The organism is Clostridium moutaii, assembly GCF_041205085.1.
GTDB classification, from domain to species: Bacteria; Bacillota; Clostridia; order Clostridiales; family Clostridiaceae; genus Clostridium_B; species Clostridium_B moutaii.
The window spans coordinates 27,846-45,130 of the sequence record NZ_JBGEWD010000022.1; the positions used below are offsets into that span (position 1 = coordinate 27,846).

The 17,285-nt window shown below is 34.1% G+C and carries 32 protein-coding genes; all 32 read right to left on the bottom strand.

Annotated elements, in window-relative coordinates; genetic code table 11:
- Position 1 precedes the first annotated feature (1 nt).
- On the bottom strand, positions 2-856 hold the full coding sequence (locus AB8U03_RS16005; RefSeq protein ID WP_369705561.1) for an energy-coupling factor transporter ATPase: 855 nt from the start codon (positions 854-856) through the stop codon (positions 2-4).
- Positions 841-1,686, bottom strand: coding sequence for an energy-coupling factor transporter ATPase (locus tag AB8U03_RS16010; RefSeq protein WP_369705562.1), 846 nt, complete (start codon positions 1,684-1,686; stop codon positions 841-843). The genes AB8U03_RS16005 and AB8U03_RS16010 overlap by 16 nt, the downstream gene beginning before the upstream one ends.
- Before the next feature lie 105 nt (positions 1,687-1,791).
- Positions 1,792-2,133 carry a 50S ribosomal protein L17 gene (gene rplQ / locus AB8U03_RS16015; protein WP_369705563.1) on the bottom strand — a complete coding sequence of 114 codons (342 nt, stop codon included), beginning with the start codon at positions 2,131-2,133 and terminating at the stop codon, positions 1,792-1,794.
- Between the two features lie 60 nt (positions 2,134-2,193).
- The gene (locus tag AB8U03_RS16020) at positions 2,194-3,141 is read right to left on the bottom strand and encodes a DNA-directed RNA polymerase subunit alpha (protein ID WP_369705564.1); all 948 of its coding nucleotides are present in this window, start codon (positions 3,139-3,141) and stop codon (positions 2,194-2,196) included.
- A 63-nt stretch (positions 3,142-3,204) separates the two neighbouring features.
- Positions 3,205-3,825, bottom strand: a complete 621-nt coding sequence (rpsD, locus tag AB8U03_RS16025) for a 30S ribosomal protein S4 (protein ID WP_369705565.1) — start codon at positions 3,823-3,825, stop codon at positions 3,205-3,207.
- 21 nt (positions 3,826-3,846) lie between these two features.
- Entirely contained in the window at positions 3,847-4,245 is a 399-nt protein-coding gene (gene rpsK, locus AB8U03_RS16030) for a 30S ribosomal protein S11 (RefSeq protein ID WP_369705566.1), read from the bottom strand.
- A gap of 15 nt (positions 4,246-4,260) precedes the next feature.
- Positions 4,261-4,635 (bottom strand): 30S ribosomal protein S13, encoded by a 375-nt coding sequence (gene rpsM / locus AB8U03_RS16035; protein ID WP_369705567.1) that lies wholly within the window; start codon positions 4,633-4,635, stop codon positions 4,261-4,263.
- A 213-nt stretch (positions 4,636-4,848) separates the two neighbouring features.
- Positions 4,849-4,962: a 50S ribosomal protein L36 gene (gene rpmJ, locus AB8U03_RS16040; protein WP_007062395.1), complete on the bottom strand. Its 114-nt coding sequence runs from the start codon at positions 4,960-4,962 to the stop codon at positions 4,849-4,851.
- Between the two features lie 18 nt (positions 4,963-4,980).
- The gene (gene infA / locus AB8U03_RS16045) at positions 4,981-5,199 is read right to left on the bottom strand and encodes a translation initiation factor IF-1 (protein WP_011988826.1); all 219 of its coding nucleotides are present in this window, start codon (positions 5,197-5,199) and stop codon (positions 4,981-4,983) included.
- A 403-nt stretch (positions 5,200-5,602) separates the two neighbouring features.
- On the bottom strand, positions 5,603-6,256 hold the full coding sequence (locus AB8U03_RS16050; RefSeq protein WP_369705568.1) for an adenylate kinase: 654 nt from the start codon (positions 6,254-6,256) through the stop codon (positions 5,603-5,605).
- 25 nt (positions 6,257-6,281) lie between these two features.
- Positions 6,282-7,562: a preprotein translocase subunit SecY gene (gene secY, locus AB8U03_RS16055; RefSeq protein WP_369705569.1), complete on the bottom strand. Its 1,281-nt coding sequence runs from the start codon at positions 7,560-7,562 to the stop codon at positions 6,282-6,284.
- A gap of 1 nt (position 7,563) precedes the next feature.
- On the bottom strand, positions 7,564-8,004 hold the full coding sequence (gene rplO, locus AB8U03_RS16060; RefSeq protein WP_369705570.1) for a 50S ribosomal protein L15: 441 nt from the start codon (positions 8,002-8,004) through the stop codon (positions 7,564-7,566).
- Positions 8,005-8,026: 22 nt separating this feature from the next.
- Complete coding sequence (gene rpmD / locus AB8U03_RS16065; protein WP_369705571.1) at positions 8,027-8,206, bottom strand: 50S ribosomal protein L30; 180 nt, start codon at positions 8,204-8,206, stop codon at positions 8,027-8,029.
- 12 nt (positions 8,207-8,218) lie between these two features.
- Positions 8,219-8,716: a 30S ribosomal protein S5 gene (rpsE, locus tag AB8U03_RS16070; protein WP_369705572.1), complete on the bottom strand. Its 498-nt coding sequence runs from the start codon at positions 8,714-8,716 to the stop codon at positions 8,219-8,221.
- 16 nt (positions 8,717-8,732) lie between these two features.
- Positions 8,733-9,092: a 50S ribosomal protein L18 gene (gene rplR / locus AB8U03_RS16075; RefSeq protein WP_369705573.1), complete on the bottom strand. Its 360-nt coding sequence runs from the start codon at positions 9,090-9,092 to the stop codon at positions 8,733-8,735.
- Between the two features lie 18 nt (positions 9,093-9,110).
- Entirely contained in the window at positions 9,111-9,653 is a 543-nt protein-coding gene (gene rplF / locus AB8U03_RS16080) for a 50S ribosomal protein L6 (protein ID WP_369705591.1), read from the bottom strand.
- Positions 9,654-9,745: 92 nt separating this feature from the next.
- Positions 9,746-10,144: a 30S ribosomal protein S8 gene (rpsH, locus tag AB8U03_RS16085; protein ID WP_369705574.1), complete on the bottom strand. Its 399-nt coding sequence runs from the start codon at positions 10,142-10,144 to the stop codon at positions 9,746-9,748.
- Positions 10,145-10,179: 35 nt separating this feature from the next.
- Positions 10,180-10,365, bottom strand: a complete 186-nt coding sequence (locus AB8U03_RS16090; RefSeq protein ID WP_369705575.1) for a type Z 30S ribosomal protein S14 — start codon at positions 10,363-10,365, stop codon at positions 10,180-10,182.
- 12 nt (positions 10,366-10,377) lie between these two features.
- Positions 10,378-10,923 (bottom strand): 50S ribosomal protein L5, encoded by a 546-nt coding sequence (rplE, locus tag AB8U03_RS16095; RefSeq protein WP_369705576.1) that lies wholly within the window; start codon positions 10,921-10,923, stop codon positions 10,378-10,380.
- A 22-nt stretch (positions 10,924-10,945) separates the two neighbouring features.
- Positions 10,946-11,263: a 50S ribosomal protein L24 gene (gene rplX / locus AB8U03_RS16100; RefSeq protein WP_369705577.1), complete on the bottom strand. Its 318-nt coding sequence runs from the start codon at positions 11,261-11,263 to the stop codon at positions 10,946-10,948.
- 17 nt (positions 11,264-11,280) lie between these two features.
- The gene (gene rplN, locus AB8U03_RS16105) at positions 11,281-11,649 is read right to left on the bottom strand and encodes a 50S ribosomal protein L14 (protein WP_369705578.1); all 369 of its coding nucleotides are present in this window, start codon (positions 11,647-11,649) and stop codon (positions 11,281-11,283) included.
- Between the two features lie 28 nt (positions 11,650-11,677).
- Positions 11,678-11,932, bottom strand: coding sequence for a 30S ribosomal protein S17 (rpsQ, locus tag AB8U03_RS16110; RefSeq protein WP_369705579.1), 255 nt, complete (start codon positions 11,930-11,932; stop codon positions 11,678-11,680).
- A 20-nt stretch (positions 11,933-11,952) separates the two neighbouring features.
- Positions 11,953-12,165 carry a 50S ribosomal protein L29 gene (gene rpmC / locus AB8U03_RS16115; RefSeq protein WP_369705580.1) on the bottom strand — a complete coding sequence of 71 codons (213 nt, stop codon included), beginning with the start codon at positions 12,163-12,165 and terminating at the stop codon, positions 11,953-11,955.
- Complete coding sequence (gene rplP / locus AB8U03_RS16120; RefSeq protein WP_369705581.1) at positions 12,155-12,598, bottom strand: 50S ribosomal protein L16; 444 nt, start codon at positions 12,596-12,598, stop codon at positions 12,155-12,157. Before rplP ends, rpmC begins: the two co-directional genes overlap by 11 nt.
- A 17-nt stretch (positions 12,599-12,615) precedes the next feature.
- Entirely contained in the window at positions 12,616-13,287 is a 672-nt protein-coding gene (gene rpsC, locus AB8U03_RS16125; RefSeq protein ID WP_369705582.1) for a 30S ribosomal protein S3, read from the bottom strand.
- A gap of 15 nt (positions 13,288-13,302) precedes the next feature.
- Positions 13,303-13,638 (bottom strand): 50S ribosomal protein L22, encoded by a 336-nt coding sequence (gene rplV / locus AB8U03_RS16130; RefSeq protein WP_369705583.1) that lies wholly within the window; start codon positions 13,636-13,638, stop codon positions 13,303-13,305.
- A 24-nt stretch (positions 13,639-13,662) separates the two neighbouring features.
- On the bottom strand, positions 13,663-13,962 hold the full coding sequence (gene rpsS, locus AB8U03_RS16135; RefSeq protein WP_369705584.1) for a 30S ribosomal protein S19: 300 nt from the start codon (positions 13,960-13,962) through the stop codon (positions 13,663-13,665).
- 113 nt (positions 13,963-14,075) lie between these two features.
- Complete coding sequence (rplB, locus tag AB8U03_RS16140) at positions 14,076-14,909, bottom strand: 50S ribosomal protein L2 (protein WP_369705585.1); 834 nt, start codon at positions 14,907-14,909, stop codon at positions 14,076-14,078.
- Between the two features lie 54 nt (positions 14,910-14,963).
- On the bottom strand, positions 14,964-15,263 hold the full coding sequence (gene rplW, locus AB8U03_RS16145) for a 50S ribosomal protein L23 (RefSeq protein WP_369705586.1): 300 nt from the start codon (positions 15,261-15,263) through the stop codon (positions 14,964-14,966).
- Complete coding sequence (gene rplD, locus AB8U03_RS16150) at positions 15,263-15,883, bottom strand: 50S ribosomal protein L4 (RefSeq protein WP_369705587.1); 621 nt, start codon at positions 15,881-15,883, stop codon at positions 15,263-15,265. The genes rplW and rplD overlap by 1 nt, the downstream gene beginning before the upstream one ends.
- A 24-nt stretch (positions 15,884-15,907) precedes the next feature.
- On the bottom strand, positions 15,908-16,537 hold the full coding sequence (gene rplC / locus AB8U03_RS16155) for a 50S ribosomal protein L3 (RefSeq protein WP_369705588.1): 630 nt from the start codon (positions 16,535-16,537) through the stop codon (positions 15,908-15,910).
- Positions 16,538-16,605: 68 nt separating this feature from the next.
- Positions 16,606-16,917 carry a 30S ribosomal protein S10 gene (gene rpsJ, locus AB8U03_RS16160; protein ID WP_455423799.1) on the bottom strand — a complete coding sequence of 104 codons (312 nt, stop codon included), beginning with the start codon at positions 16,915-16,917 and terminating at the stop codon, positions 16,606-16,608.
- Positions 16,918-17,285 lie beyond the last annotated feature (368 nt).

Genomic DNA, 17,285 nt, shown 5'->3' on the forward strand with positions numbered 1-17,285 from the left:
CCTAACATTTATTGAGTATTTTAAGCAATTCCTTTTTTGCTTGTTGTACTGTAAATACATCTTTTGATATATTTATTCCTTTTTGCCTGAGTTTTTTTACCATATAAGTCACTTGTGGCACTGCAAGCCCTACGCTTTCTAAGGTATCAACCTCGTTAAAAACCTTTGTTGGTGATCCATCCAGTATACATTTTCCCTGATTCATTACTATTATCCTATCTGCAAGTTTAGCTACATCTTCCATGCTATGGGATACAAGTATTATGGTCATATTGTATTCATTATGCAAATCCTTTATTTCTCCTAGAATATCATCTCTACCTTTAGGATCAAGTCCTGCAGTAGGCTCATCCAATATAAGCACTCTAGGCTCCATGGCAACTACCCCTGCTATGGCCACTCTTCTCTTTTGTCCACCACTTAATTCAAAAGGAGATTTATCCTTATATTCTTCATATTCCAAACCCACCATATTCATGGCCCTTTTTACCCTTTTATTTATGTCCTCATTACTCAACCCTAAATTTTTTGGGCCAAAGGCAATATCTTTTTCTACAGTTTCCTCAAACAATTGGTATTCTGGATATTGAAATACAAGTCCTACTTTTTTTCTGATAAAGTTCAAATTGATCTTTTTTTCAGTAATATCTACATCATCTATTATGATTCTCCCAGAACTCGGTTTTAAAAGTCCATTTATATGTTGAATAAGTGTTGATTTTCCCGAACCTGTGTGTCCTATAAGGGCAACAAATTCTCCCTCTCTGATTTCAATACTTACATTATCCAATGCCTTTTTCTCGAAAGGTGAACCCTTCATATAGACATGAGTCAAATTTTCTATTTTAATTGACATAATTCACTCACCATCTCATCTATAGTTAATATATCAGATCTAATATTTACTCCACTATTTCTAAGTTCATAAGCCAATTCGGTCATCTGTGGTACATCGAGTCCAATATTTTTCATTTTGGCTACTTGACTAAATATATTTCTAGGGGAACCTTTCATAATAATTTTTCCTTTATCCATAACAATTATCCTATCAGCATTCACTGCTTCCTCCATATAATGAGTGATTAAAATTACAGTCATACCATATTTGCCATTTATCTCTTTTATGGTTTTTAGTACTTCCTGTCTACCCGAGGGATCCAACATTGCGGTAGATTCATCAAATATTATACAATCTGGTCTCATAGCAAGTACTCCCGCTATGGCCACTCTTTGTTTCTGGCCCCCTGAAAGTAAATGAGGTGCATGTTTTCTATATTCATACATATGTACTCTTTTTAAGCATTCATCAACTCTTAATCTTATTTCCTCAGGAGGTACACCTAAATTTTCCGGTCCAAAAGCGACATCTTCTTCTACAATAGTAGCAACTATTTGGTTATCCGGGTTTTGAAAAACCATTCCCGCCTTATTTCTAATACTCCAAGTATTTTTTTCATCTGATGTATCCAGACCTTCTACATATACTTTACCACTAGTTGGGTTTAATAGTGCATTCATATGTTTTGCTATAGTGGACTTCCCTGAACCATTTCTGCCTAAAATAACAAGAAATTCGCCTTTTTCTACTTGAAAGTTAACATCGTCTATAGCCAATTTGGAGTTTTCTCCATCATTATCTTCATACTTATATTTTACATCTTCACATACTATCATCTTTTTTTCCATAGAAACACCTCGCTAATTGGATGAATCATAAAACTTAACCAGTATTTTATAGATAGCATTTTATAGAAAAACAGGGATTAAGCTAGCTTACTTAATCCCTCTATCTTATACTAACTCTAGTATAACTACTTCGGCTCCATCGCCTCTTCTTGGACCTATTTTATACATTCTAGTGTAGCCACCATTTCTTTCAGCATACTTAGGAGCTATGTCGGCAAATAAATTTTTTACAACTTCTTCTTCAGTTACAAAAGAAAGTACCTGTCTCCTAGCATGAAGATCTCCTCTTTTAGCAAGAGTTATCATCTTTTCTGCTATATTTCTTGTTTCCTTTGCCCTAGTATCCGTTGTCTGTATCTTTCCGTGCTTCAAAAAACTAGTAACAAGATTTCTAAGCATAGCTCTTCTTTGATCAGATGGTCGCCCTAACTTACGGTATTGTGCCATTTATATCCCTCCTTACTGTTGTTATTAAATAAGCCTATCGGATCTTTTTTTTCATACTTCTTAATCTTCATTTTGTTTCAATGATAATCCCAAAGCGTCAAGTTTTTGTTCAACTTCTTCTAAAGACTTTTTACCTAAATTTCTAACTTTCATCATATCATCCATTGTTCTCTCAGTTAATTCCTGTACCGTATTTATACCAGCTCTCTTTAAACAATTATAACTTCTTACAGAAAGTTCCAGTTCTTCTATTGTCATTTCAAGAACTTTTTCTTTCTTATCTTCTTCTTTTTCAACCATTATCTCTACATTATTAGCATGATCAGTCAAAGTCATAAATAATTTAAAATGTTCTATGAGAATTTTAGCCGATAAACTTACAGCTTCATCTGGCAATATGGTTCCATTCGTCCACACTTCTAATGATAATTTATCATAATCAGTTATCTGACCAACCCTTGTATTTTCCACAGCAAAATTAACCCTTTTAATAGGTGTATATATTGAATCCACAGGGATTGTACCTATTGGCATATTTTCAGATTTATTTTTTGCCTGAGAAACATATCCCCTGCCGCTGTTGACAGTAATTTCCATATAGAGTTTAGCATCTTCATCCAGAGTAGCTATATGTAAATCTCCATTAACTATTTCAACATCGCCGTCTGTTTTTATGTCTCCTGCTACAACTTCTCCTGGTCCTTGGGCATCTATATATATAGTTTTAGGGCCCTCTCCATTCATCTTTAAAGCCAATTCCTTTATATTTAGAATTAACTCTGTCACGTCTTCTTTTACTCCACGCACAGTTGAAAATTCATGAAGCACACCATCTATCTTTACATAATTAGCAGCCACTCCTGGAAGTGAAGAAAGAAGAATCCTTCTAAGTGCATTTCCAAGAGTAATACCATAACCTCTCTCCAATGGTTCCACTACAAATTTTCCGTAGCTACCATCTTCGCTAGTTTCAACACATTCAATTTTGGGTTTTTCTATTTCTAACATGAATATAACCCTCCTTCTATTTATCTAATAATGTATCCTTGAGGGCAACTGATTCTATATTAATTACCTACTATATAACTCTACTATTAATGTTTCGTTAACAGGAACATCTATCTCATCTCTTGATGGTTCTCTAACAACTTTTCCCTGAAAGTTTTCTATATCTCCCTCTAACCAAACTGGTAAAGTTTTAGGATTTTCTGCAAAAGTCTTAAACTTTTCTGATGCCTTGCTTCTATCACACACAGTTACCGTATCATTAACTGACACTTTGAAAGAAGGTATATCCACCTTTTTACCATTAACTAAGAAATGACCATGAGTTACTAATTGTCTAGCCTCTGCTCTTGATTGACCATATCCTAATTTGTAAACTATGTTATCAAGCCTTGTTTCAAGTAAAACCAACAAGTTTTCACCTGTTATACCCTTTTTTCTATCAGCCTTTTCATAGTACTTTCTAAATTGTCCTTCTAATATTCCGTATATTCTCTTAGCCTTCTGTTTCTCTCTTAATTGTAAACCATAGTTAGATACTTTCTTTCTTCCCTGACCGTGCTGCCCTGGTGCATATCCTCTTCTTGAAAATGCACATTTATCTGTATAACATCTATCCCCTTTGAGGAATAGTTTTAAACCTTCTCTTCTACAAAGTCTACATACTGACCCAGTATATCTTGCCATTAAAATTTACACCTCCTGTTACTAAACTCTTCTTCTCTTTGGTGGTCTGCAACCATTATGTGGTATTGGAGTAACATCTTTAATCAAAGTAACTTCAAGTCCAGCTGCTTGAAGTGATCTTATTGCTGCTTCTCTACCTGCGCCTGGTCCCTTAACATACACTTCAATGCTTCTTAACCCATGCTCCATAGCTGCCTTAGCAGATGTCTCAGCTGCCATTTGTGCGGCAAATGGTGTGCTTTTTCTGGAACCTTTAAATCCCAAACCACCTGCACTGGCCCAAGATAAAGTATTCCCAACAGCATCTGTGATGGTAACTATTGAATTATTAAAAGTTGATCTTATATGTGCACAACCATGTTCAACATTTTTTCTTTCTTTTTTTCTTCTAGTTGTCTTCTTAACTTTTCCAGCTGCCATTTCCCTACCTCCTTATTATTTTACTATTTTCCTCTTAGCTCCTACCATTTTCTTTGGACCTTTTCTCGTTCTTGCATTGGTCTTGGTTTTTTGTCCTCTAACTGGTAGACCTTTTCTATGCCTTATTCCTCTATATGAACCTATCTCTATTAATCTCTTTATATTAAGGGCAACTTCTCTTCTTAAATCGCCTTCAATTCTTAAATTCTTAATATAATTTCTTAATGAATTAACTTCTTCTTCTGTTAGATCCTTAACTCGAGTATCTGGATTTACACTAACTTCCTTTAGGATTTTTTGAGAAGTTGGCAAACCTATGCCATATATATAAGTGAGACCTATTTCAACTCTTTTTTCTTTTGGTAGGTCAATACCTGCTATTCTTGCCATTAAAATTTACACCTCCTGAGTATCTAATGGATAAGGATTAATTTATTTATATTTATTATATAAAGTTTTAAAGCCAACAGAATATATGCATATTCTGTTGCAGCCGCACCTTAAAACATGATTAGCGTAAAATTTACATTATAAAAATATTAACTTAGCACATATTTTTATCTATAACATATACTTTATACTTAATCTCACTTTTAGCTAATTTTATCCTTGCTTTTGTTTATGCTTAGGGTTTTCACAGATAACCATTACTCTTCCCTTTCGCTTTATGATCTTACATTTTTCACACATAGGCTTAACTGATGGCCTTACTTTCATAGCTAACCCTCCTCTTAATTACTTTGCTCTCCAGGTTATTCTTCCCCGAGTTAAATCATAGGGTGAAAGTTCCACTGTAACTTTATCGCCTGGAAGTATTCTTATAAAATTCATTCTCAATTTACCCGATATATGTGCCAATATTTTATGTCCGCTTTCCAATTCTACTTCAAACATTGCATTAGGTAACGCTTCTAAAACAGTACCCTGCATTTCAATAACGTCATCTTTTGACATAAGGTAATCAAACCTCCTTGTTATTGCTGACTGCAAAAATATCATTTAATACTAATCTTAATATATCATAAACACAGTATTATACTCTTTTAATTCACATTAGTCAACATCGTATTAAATCAATATATTAAAAACATTTTTAAAATAACACGTAACTTTAACAATGAGCTCTTGGACTCATAACTGCAGTAACAATAATCCAATTATTCCATATTGCTTTTACATAACATAGGTTTCTATGTTCATCACTGGTTATATAACTAACACACTATTCCCTTTAATAATCTTAGAATTCATTCCTGACTTTTGAAATTCTATCCAACTCTTTAATAGTTATTCTATATTTTATCAAGTTCCACCGTGGTATCCCATAAACTAAATAATATAAATTTCTAAATCATTATCATCTATGAATATCTTTCAAAATATTTTTCACATTTTGAAAAACTTCATTTATCTCACCAGTACCATTTACTATTGAAAGTACACCTTGACTCTTATAGTAACCAATCAGAGGCTCTGTCTGTTTATCATATACATCCAGTCTGTCTTTTACAGTAGACTGTGTATCATCCTTCCTCTGCACAATATCACTGTTACATACATCACATTTTCCCTCAATTTTAGGTGGATTAAATTTTATGTGATAGCTAGCACCACAAGATGGACAAACTCTTCTTCCTGTCATCCTGTCAAAGATCAATCCTTTTGGAACATCTATAAGAAGAACTTTATCTATCTGTTGATCTATGCCATTTAGAAACAAATCTAAAGCTTTAGCTTGGGTTACCGTCCTTGGAAATCCGTCTAATAAAAATCCATTTTTACAATCATCCATACCTAATCTATTTTTCATTATATTTATAGTAACTTCATCAGGTACTAATTTTCCTTCGTCTAAATACTTTTTAGCCTCAATTCCAAGAGGGGTTTTTTCTGAAATATTTTTTCTAAATATATCTCCAGTGGATATATGTGGTATAAAATACTTCTCGCTAATAAATTTAGCTTGAGTTCCTTTTCCCGCCCCCGGAGGCCCTAATAAAATTATCTTCAAATTGCATCATCTCCAAAATAATTTATTAATTCAAAAATCCGCGATAATGACGCATTACTAATTGTGATTCTATCTGCCTTATAGTTTCAATAGCAACATTTACTATGATAAGCAATCCTGTTCCGCCAAAATATATGCCTTTAAAATTAGTGTAAGTTTCTGCTATTATAGGTGATATTGCCACTATACCAGCAAAAGCTCCTCCTAAAACTGATACTCTAGCTAAGACCCTTTCTATAAATATGGTTGTTGGCTCTCCTGGTCTTATTCCTGGTATAAATCCAGATGATTTATTCATATTCTCAGCCATTTCTTCAGGCTTAAGAGTAACTTCCGTATAAAACCAAGTGAAAAAAATTGTCAACAAGAAGTAAAGTACCGAATATTCCCAATTACTTTCTTTAAATGGACTGAATGAGCTTATTGTTATAAATTTATTAAAAGCTGAATCAGGCCAAAATTGACCTATGGTAGTTGGAAACTGCATGACTGATATGGCAAATATAATTCCAATAACAGCTGCTCCATTTACATTAATGGGAATATGTGTTGACTGTCCCTTATACATTCTGCCACCATTAGTTTTGCCTGCATATTGTATAGGAATTCTTCTTTCAGATAAACTCATCATTACAACTGCTATAAACAGCAAGATTATTACTGCCCCAAGTCCTATCAATTCCACAAAATTAACTGTTCCAACCTGTTGAAGATTGAATGTACTGGACACAGCAGATGGAAATCTTGAAATAATATTTACAAATATTATAAGAGAAATTCCATTTCCAATACCATGTTGTGTAATTTTATCACCAAGCCACATAAGAAATGTTGATGCCACAGTTACAGTAAATATTATCATAAATATGCTTATTTTATCAGATGGATCTACAAGCGCACCAGCTCTACTTATTATAGCATATATACTGAAACTTTGAATTACCCCCAGTGGTATTGAAGCATACCTTGTATATTCCTGTATCTTCTTTCTTCCTTCCTCTCCCTCTTTAGATAATTGCTCTAAACGAGGAACTGCTACTGTAAGCAGCTGCATTATAATGGAGGAATTGATAAAAGGGATAACTCCCATAGCAAATATACTAAATCTGCTAAATGCACCTCCTGCTAAAAGATCATAAAACCCGAACAACGATCCATTGGTAGTTAAATCAGCTAATTTAGCGGTATCAATTCCCGGAACAGGAATAAAGTTACCTAATCTAAATATTATTACCATAAATATAGTAAATAGCAATCTTTTTCTTAATTCAGGAACCTTCCAAGCATTACGTAAGGTCGATAGCACCTTATATCACCTCTACTTTTCCTCCAGCCGTTTCTATTTTTTCTGCCGCAGTTTTTGTAAATTTGGCTGCTTTTACTATAAGCTTCTTCTGCAATTCACCATTTCCAAGTATCTTCAATCCGTTTTTAGACCTTTTTATAATTCTTTTTTCTAAAAGTAATTCCGGTGTAACTTCTGTGCCGTCTTCAAATATGTTAAGTTTCTCAACATTTAATTCAAAATACTCTTTTGCAAATATATTAGTGAATCCTCTTTTAGGAATTCTTCTATAAAGCGGCATTTGTCCGCCTTCAAATCCTATTCTTACTCCGCCACCAGATCTGGACTTCTGTCCGTTTTCACCTTTTCCAGAATTTCTTCCAAAACCTGAACCAGTACCTCTTCCAATCCTCTTACGTGATTTTCTTGATCCTTCTGCTGGTTTTAACTCATGAAGTTTCATTTATACTTACACCTCCTCTGTACTACGCTTCCTCTACATCTAAAAGATAGCTAACTTTTTTGATCATGCCTCTTAACTGAGGAGTATCCTCTTGCTCTACAGCTTTGCCTATTTTCTTTAATCCAAGAGCATTAACAGTAGCAATGTGATCTTTTTTTCTGCCTATTAAACTTTTCTTTAAAGTTATTTTAAGTTTAGCCAAGGTCATTCCCTCCTAACCTAAAATCTCTTCGACAGTTTTACCTCTAAGACTAGCTATATGTTCTGCTGTCTTTAGTCGTGATAAACCATCAATAGTAGCATTTACCATATTTCTTGGATTATTAGAACCAACTGATTTTGCTCTAACATCCTTTAATCCTGCAAGTTCAAGCACTGCTCTAGAAGGTCCGCCTGCTATAATTCCAGTACCTTCAGGTGCCGTCATTATAAATACTTTTCCTGTTCCAAATTGACCTGTTATATCATGTGGTACTGTTGTACCGAAAATTGGAACATCAATCAAATTTTTCTTTGCATCTTCTATTCCTTTTCTGATTGCTTCGGGTATTTCTATAGATTTTCCTGTTCCTACTCCTACATGGCCGTTTTCGTCGCCTACTACAACTAGGGCACTAAATCTAAAGTTTCTACCACCTTTAACAACCTTAGCAACTCTATTTATAAATACAACTTTTTCTTTAAGATTTAAAGTGCTAGGATCGATTCTCATTTACTTTCCTCCTCTTTTAAAATTCCAATCCAGCTTCTCTTGCTCCCTCAGCTAGATTTTGTACTCTTCCATGATATATATATCCGCCTCTATCAAAAACCACTTCTTTAATTCCCTTTTCAATAGCTTTCTTGGCTATAATTTCTCCAACAACTTTTGCTGCTTCCCTGTTGCTTCCTATACCTTGAAATTCCTTATCTAAACTTGAAGCAGAAACCAGAGTTGCTCCCTTTATATCATCTATTATTTGGGCATATATATTTTTATCACTTCTATATACCGAAAGTCTTGGTTTTTCAGTTGTTCCAAAAATCTTCTTACGAACTCTGAGATGACGTTTCGTTCTTAACTTTTTTCTATCATCTTTTTTAAACATAAGGTTCACTCCTTTCTACTACTTCTTACCAGTTTTACCTTCTTTACGTCTTATAATTTCATCATCATATTTAATTCCCTTTCCTTTGTAAGGTTCAGGTTTTCTCCATGATCTTATGTTTGCCGAAACATATCCTACTAATTCCTTGTCAATACCTTTTACCACAATTTTTGTAGCAGCTGGTGTTTCAAAAGTTATACCTTCAACTGCCTCTATTTCAACCGGGTGAGAATATCCTAAATTTAAAACTAATTTTTTACCCTGTAATTGAGCTCTATATCCAACACCCACTAATTCCAATGTTTTTGCATATCCTTCAGTTACACCAATAACCATATTATTTATTAATGCTCTGGTAAGTCCATGCAGAGATTTTATCTGTTTTTCATCATTGTTTCTCTTGCATATTATTGTATTATCTTCAAAAGTAATATTTATGTCTTTTCTCATAGCTTTAACAAGTTGGCCCTTAGGTCCTTTTACAGTAACAACGTTATCTGGCGTTACTGTAACGGTGACACCACTTGGAACAGCTATTGGAAGCCTTCCTATTCTTGACATCATTACACCTCCTGTATCACTCATAGGTTAGTAACAACTATTATTGCTACTCTTTTATATTCCACATAAGTTTTATCTTACATTTAGAATTACTACCATATGTAGCAAAGTACTTCTCCGCCCACACCTAATTTTCTTGCTTCTTTATCAGTAACAATACCTTGGGAAGTGGATACTACTGCAATTCCAAGACCGTTTAATACTTTAGGTATTTCTTCTTTTCTGCAATAAACTCTCAATCCTGGTTTAGATATCCTCTTAAGTCCAGTTATAACTCTCTCTTTATCTTTACCATATTTCATTGAAAATCTTATCATATTAACGGAACCATCTGCATATTCCTCTATATTCTTTATATATCCTTCTTGAAGCATTATATTCAATATTGCCTTCTTAATAGTTGAAGAAGGTACTTCTACCATCTCATGCCTAACAATATTTGCATTTCTTATACGTGTAAGTAAATCTGCTATAGGATCAGTCATTACCATTTGTTGTGCCTCCTTTCATCAATAACTAACATTTTTTACCAGCTTGCTTTTCTACATCCAGGTATTTCGCCTTTATATGCTAGCTGTCTAAAACATATACGACATATACCATATTTTTTAAGTACAGCATGAGGCCTACCACATATTCTGCATCTTGTATAAGCTCTAGTTGCATACTTAGGTTCTTTCTTCCACTTTTCTATTAAAGCTTTACGTGCCACGTTTTTCCCTCCTTATTTTTGAGCAAATGGCATTCCAAGAAATTTAAGCAATTCTCTTGCTTCTTCATCGGTATTAGCTGTAGTAACAAAAATTATATCCATGCCTCTTACCTTATCTATTTTATCATATTCTATCTCGGGGAATATTAACTGTTCTTTAATTCCCAATGAATAATTTCCTCTACCATCAAAAGACTTATCCGGAACTCCTGAAAAATCTCTAACTCTTGGCAATGCAACATTCATTAATTTATCTGCAAATTCGTACATATATTGTTTTCTCAAAGTGACTTTACATCCTATAGGCATATTTTCTCTTATTTTAAAATTTGCTATAGATTTCTTGGCCCTAGTTAATACTGGCTTTTGTCCTGTAATTATAGTAAGATCACTTACTGCCGATTCTAAAACCTTTGGATTGTCTTTAGCTTCTCCTACACCCATATTTATAACTATTTTTTCAAGCTTTGGTGCTTGCATTATATTAGTATATTTAAACTTCTCCATTAAAGCAGGAACTACTTCTTTTTTATACTTTTCCTGTAATCTCGAACTCATATTTTTGCCCTCCTTTCAAAGATTAGAATGTTTCTCCGCACTTTTTACATACTCTTACCTTTGTTCCATCTTCCAATATCTTATGACTTATTCTGGTTATATTTTTACACTTATCACAGTATAACATTACTTTCGAACTATATATGGGAGCTTCCTTATGAATTATGCCGCCCTCCATATTCTGCTTATTGGGCTTTTGATGTTTTGAAATTATATTAACATCTTTGACGATAACTTTTCCTACTTTAGGCATTACCGCTAAAACTTCACCTGTTTTTCCCTTGTCTTTACCCGATATTACCATCACTGTATCTTTTTTTCTAACGTGTACCTTTGCCATTATAGCCACCTCCTTATCTATAGAACTTCAGGTGCTAATGATAATATTTTACTAAAATCCTTATCTCTTAGCTCTCTCGCAACTGGTCCGAAGATACGAGTTCCTCTTGGCTGCTTATCATCCTTTATTATAACAGCAGCATTTTCATCAAACTTTATATATGAACCGTCTGTTCTTCTAAGACCTCTTACGGTTCTAACAATAACAGCTTTTACAACTTCTCCCTTTTTAACAACACCGCCTGGTGTTGCACTTTTAACACTAGCAACTATCGTATCACCGATATTTCCCCATTTTCTACTGGATCCACCTAAAACTCTTATACACATAATTTCTTTAGCACCAGAATTATCTGCAACTTTCAACAATGTTTGTTGCTGAATCATCGAAAATACCCTCCTTTCAGCTATTATACTATTTAGCCTTTTCTACTATTTCTACAAGTCTCCACCTTTTATCCTTAGATAAAGGTCTTGTTTCCATTATTAATACTCTATCATCATTCTTTGCCTCATTTTTTTCATCATGAGCCTTAAATTTACTGGTTCTATTAACCGTCTTTCCATACAGTGGATGACGAACTTTTGTTTCAACTGCAACTACTATAGTTTTATCCATCTTATCAGAAATAACTCTTCCGATCCTTGTCTTTCTATATCCTCTTTCCACAGAATAAACCTCCTTTCAGCCTATTGTTCAAACGACCTTAGTTCTTCTTCTCTAAGAATGGTTTTAATTTGGGCTATAGATTTTTTAACTTCCTTTATTCTCATCGGATTTTCCAACTGACCTGTAGCCAATTGAAATCTTAAATTAAATAATTCAGATTTAAGATCCTGTACTTTTGCTTGTAAATCTTGAGGGCTGCTTTGTCTCAATTCCTGCAATTCTCTAGCCTTCATTGCTTTCACCACCCACTTCTTCAAAATCTTTTCTTGTGACGAATTTAGTTTTTATAGGCAATTTGTGTGATGCAAGTCTCATTGCTTCTCTTGCTATTGATTCAGGCACACCTGATAGTTCAAACAATATTCTACCTGGTTTAACAACTGCTACCCAATATTCTGGTGCTCCTTTACCAGAGCCCATACGTGTTTCAGCAGGTTTTTCCGTAATTGGTTTATCTGGGAAAATCTTTATCCAAAGTTTTCCTCCTCTTTTTATATATCTATTTATAGCTATTCTGGCTGCTTCTATCTGGCTAGCGGTTATCCACGCACACTCTGTAGCCTGTATAGCGTAATCTCCATATGCTATGAAATTACCTCTTGTTGCTTTGCCCTTCATTCTGCCACGCTGTACTTTACGATGCTTAACCCTTTTAGGCATTAACATATCCTATTCCTCCTTCCCTATGCTTTAGCTTTTTCCTTATCTTCAACAGGTTTCTTAGTTGGGAGTATTTCTCCTTTGTATACCCATACCTTTACACCAATTTTTCCATATGTTGTATCTGCTTCTGCAAATCCATAGTCTATATCGGCTCTTAATGTCTGAAGTGGAATTGTACCTTCATGATAAGATTCGGATCTTGCTATTTCAGCTCCTCCAAGTCTTCCTGAACATGTAGTTTTAACTCCTTTGACACCAGACTTCATTGCTCTCTGTAGAGTTTGTTTCATAGCTCTTCTAAAAGATATTCTCTTTACAAGCTGTAGAGCTATATTTTCTGCCATAAGCTGAGCATCAGCCTCTGCTACCTTTACTTCAACTATATTTATTAATATAGTTTTCCCTATAACTATTTTTTGAAGTTCGGATTTTAAAGCGTCAATTCCTTGACCGCCTTTTCCTATTATCATACCAGGCTTAGCTGTAAATATATTTAATTTAACTCTTTTAGCTGCTCTTTCAATCTGAATTTTCGAAACTCCAGCTATAGCAGTTTTTTTCTTTACAAATGTTCTAATTTTATTATCTTCAACTAGATTATCTGCAAAATTTTTCTTATCTGCATACCATTTAGCATCCCAGTCTTTAATTACACCAACTCTTAAGCCATGTGGATGTACTTTCTGTCCCATCTATTTCCCTCCTTTTTACTCTCTTTCCTTAACTATTAAAGTTATGTGACTGCTTCTTTTATTTATTCTAAATGCTCTTCCTTGAGCATGTGGTTGAAATCTCTTTAACGTTGGTCCTTCGCAAGCATATGCTTCTGAAATATATAAATTATCTTTATCTAAGTCCAAATTATTTTCTGCATTTGCAACTGCTGATTTTAAAAGTTTATTAACTACTACAGCCCCGTCTTTTGGAGTATATTTTAATATGGCAAAAGCCTCATTCACCTTTTTCCCTCTGACCAAATCAAGCACGACTCCTACTTTCATTGATGACATTCTTACATATTTAGCTATAGCCTTAGCTTCCATTTATACACTACCTCCTTTCCTAACCTATTGAGCAACACGAGTTGTCTTTTCAGTCTTATCAGCTTTATCAGCGGAGTGTCCTCGGTATGTTCTGGTTAATGCAAATTCTCCTAATTTATGTCCCACCATATCTTCTGATATATATACAGGAACATGTTTTCTTCCATCATGTACTGCTATAGTATGACCTATCATTTGAGGAAATATGGTTGAACTTCTCGACCATGTCTTTATAACTTTCTTCTCACCATTTTTATTCAATTCATTTATTTTCTTTAAAAGTGATTCCTGGACAAAAGGTCCCTTTTTAACTGATCTACTCACTTTTTAGCCTCCCTTCATAAAATTTATCTAAATAAAACTTTTTTATATTCGAATCAATAATAACTTTAAATTTTCTAATCAACCCAGTGAAGAGAACATACATTCTCTCCAAACTATTTACTATTTCTTCTTTTTACTATAAGTTTATCTGAATACTTATTATGTTTTCTGGTTTTAAATCCAAGAGCAGGTTTTCCCCATGGAGTAAGTGGTCCTGGGTGTCCTACTGGTGCTTTTCCTTCACCACCACCATGTGGATGGTCATTAGGATTCATTACGGAACCTCTGACTGTTGGTCTTATTCCCATGTGTCTCTTTCTTCCTGCCTTACCTATATTAACTATTTCATGAGTTAAATTGGAAACTGTTCCAATAGTTGCTCTACATTCTATCCTTACATGTCTCATCTCGCCGCTTGGAAGTCTTAATGTAGCATATTGTCCTTCCTTAGCCATAAGCTGAGCAGAAGCTCCTGCTGATCTTACAAGTTGTGCTCCCTTTCCCATTTGTAATTCTACATTGTGAATTATTGTACCAACAGGTATATTTGAAAGTGGAAGGCAATTTCCTGTCTTTATATCTGCATCTGATCCTGATACTATTACATCTCCAACCTTTAAACCCACTGGAGCTATTATGTATCTTTTTTCACCATCTACATAAACTACAAGAGCTATAAAAGCCGATCTATTAGGATCATATTCTATAGTGGATACCTTTGCTGGTATTCCATCTTTATTTCTTTTAAAATCTATTAATCTGTATTTTTGTTTTGCTCCGCCACCTATATGACGAACTGATATTTTACCGTGAGCATTTCTACCACCGCTTCTTTTCAAAGCTACAAGAAGTGATCTTTCTGGTACATCTGTAGTTATTTCTTCAAATGCATTTACTGTCATATGTCTTCTTGAAGGTGTAGTAGGTTTAAATTTTTTAATTGCCATAACGGTATTCCCTCCTTTTTTCGCTTATCTGGATTTCTCCAATAACTGCTTTATTTATTGCTGCATTCCTTCAAAAAATTCTATAGTTTTACTATCTTCAGTAAGTTTAACAATAGCTTTTTTATAATCAGGTCTTTTCCCAATATGAACGCCAACTCTTTTTTTCTTTCCTACATATCTTGCTGTATTCACAATCTCAACAGTTACTCCAAATACATCTTCTACAGCTTTTTTTATCATTGATTTATTAGCACGTATATCAACTATAAAGGTGTATTTTTTATTATTCATATAACCCATACTTTTTTCTGTTATAACAGGTCTTTTTATAATATCATAATTAGTATATTTCATTATGCATACACCTCCTCAATCTTTGATACAGCATCCTTAGTTATTATAAGTTTTTCAAACTTCAGCAAATCATAGACATTCAAATTATTAGCAGGAATAACCGATACCCCCGGTATGTTTCTTGCTGACCTATATATATTTTGATTTGATTCAGCTGTAACAATTAATGTTTTCTTTGCATCAAAAACACTCAACAATTTTACTATTTCCTTTGTTTTTGGAGCATCCACCTCTAAATTATCCAGAATTATTATTTCATTTTCTTCAACCTTGCTAGATAGAGCAGATTTCATAGCTACCCTTCGAGCTGATTTCGGAACTGAAATTCTATAACTCCTCGGTTTTACTGCAAAAACTATACCACCGTGAATCCACTGTGGTGCTCTTATAGAACCCTGTCTTGCCCTACCAGTTCCCTTTTGTCTCCAAGGTTTAATTCCACCTCCAGAAACCTCAGCTCTAGTTTTTGCTGATTGTGTTCCCTGTCTCTTATTTGCAAGCAATGCTACCACTACTTGATGAACAGCATATTGATTTATTTTAGCTCCAAATACATTATCTGACAACTCAAAATCTCCAACTTTTTTACCTTCTTTATTAAATAATCCTACTTTAGGCATTCTGCATCCTCCTTTCTACTAAAATTAAGCCTTAACAGTATTTTGTATTGTTACAAAACTTTTGTTAGGTCCTGGTACTCCACCTTTTATTAAAATAATATTTTTCTCAGGGATCACCTTTGCAATTTGTAAATTCAATACTGTAGTATTTCTATTACCCATATGTCCTGGCATTTTCATATTCTTAAAAGTCCTAGATGGATCTGATGAAGCTCCCATTGAACCAACAGCTCTATGAAATTTTGAACCATGGGACATTGGTCCTCTTTGAGCATTCCATCTTCTTATAGTTCCCTGGAATCCCTTACCTTTTGAAACTCCTGATACATCAACTTTATCACCCTCAGCAAATATATCCACCTTTATTTCTTGTCCTGCTTCATATTCACTTGCATTTTCAAGTTTAAATTCTTTTACAAATCTTTTTAAAGAAACACCTGATTTTGCGAAATGCCCTTTCAATGGCTTATTAACAAGTTTCTCTCTTATATCACCAAATCCAACCTGTATAGCATCATATCCATCTTTTTCTACTGCTTTCTTTTGTATAACTACACAAGGACCTGCTTCAATAACTGTAACAGGAATTACTTTCCCTTTTTCATCAAATATTTGGGTCATACCTAGTTTTCTACCCAATATACCTTTTTTCATTTACATGCACCTCCTAAACATATTAGCGGATCGTATAAACGGTCATAATAGTCAGTAATAAATCTGAATTATAATTTTATTTCAATATCAACACCTGCTGGCAAGTCTAGCCTCATCAATGCATCAACAGTCTTAGGCGATGGGCTTATTATATCTATAAGTCTTTTATGAGTTCTTATCTCAAATTGCTCTCTTGAATCCTTATATTTATGCGGAGCTCTTAAAATTGTAACTATATCTTTTTCGGTAGGTAATGGTACTGGCCCAGCTACCTTCGCTCCTGTGGATTTAGCAGTTTCTACTATCCTCTCAGATGATTGATCCAATATGGTATGATCAAAAGCCTTCAATCTTATTCTTATTTTTTGTTTTGCCATTATTATTCCCTCCTTTTCATGCACGCTATGCTTCTTACGTACAACAGCGGATACATTCTGTAAACTGTTCCTGGCGTTTCATGCAATTTATGCAAAACACCCCTTTACAAAAGCACCGTCACCTGGTTCAAGACCACGATATACTCAGTCAAGAATTACCCGGAAGCCCGGCAACCTCTTGCCTCATCGCTGTTATAACATCACAACCTCTTAATTATACAATAAATTTTTATTTCTGACAAGTATAAAATTTATATTACAATTTATAAAGAAGGGAAGAGTATACTCTTTCCTTCTTCATTCAAAATTTATAACATTTTACGTTGATTACTGAACTATTTTAGTTACAACACCAGAACCAACTGTTCTTC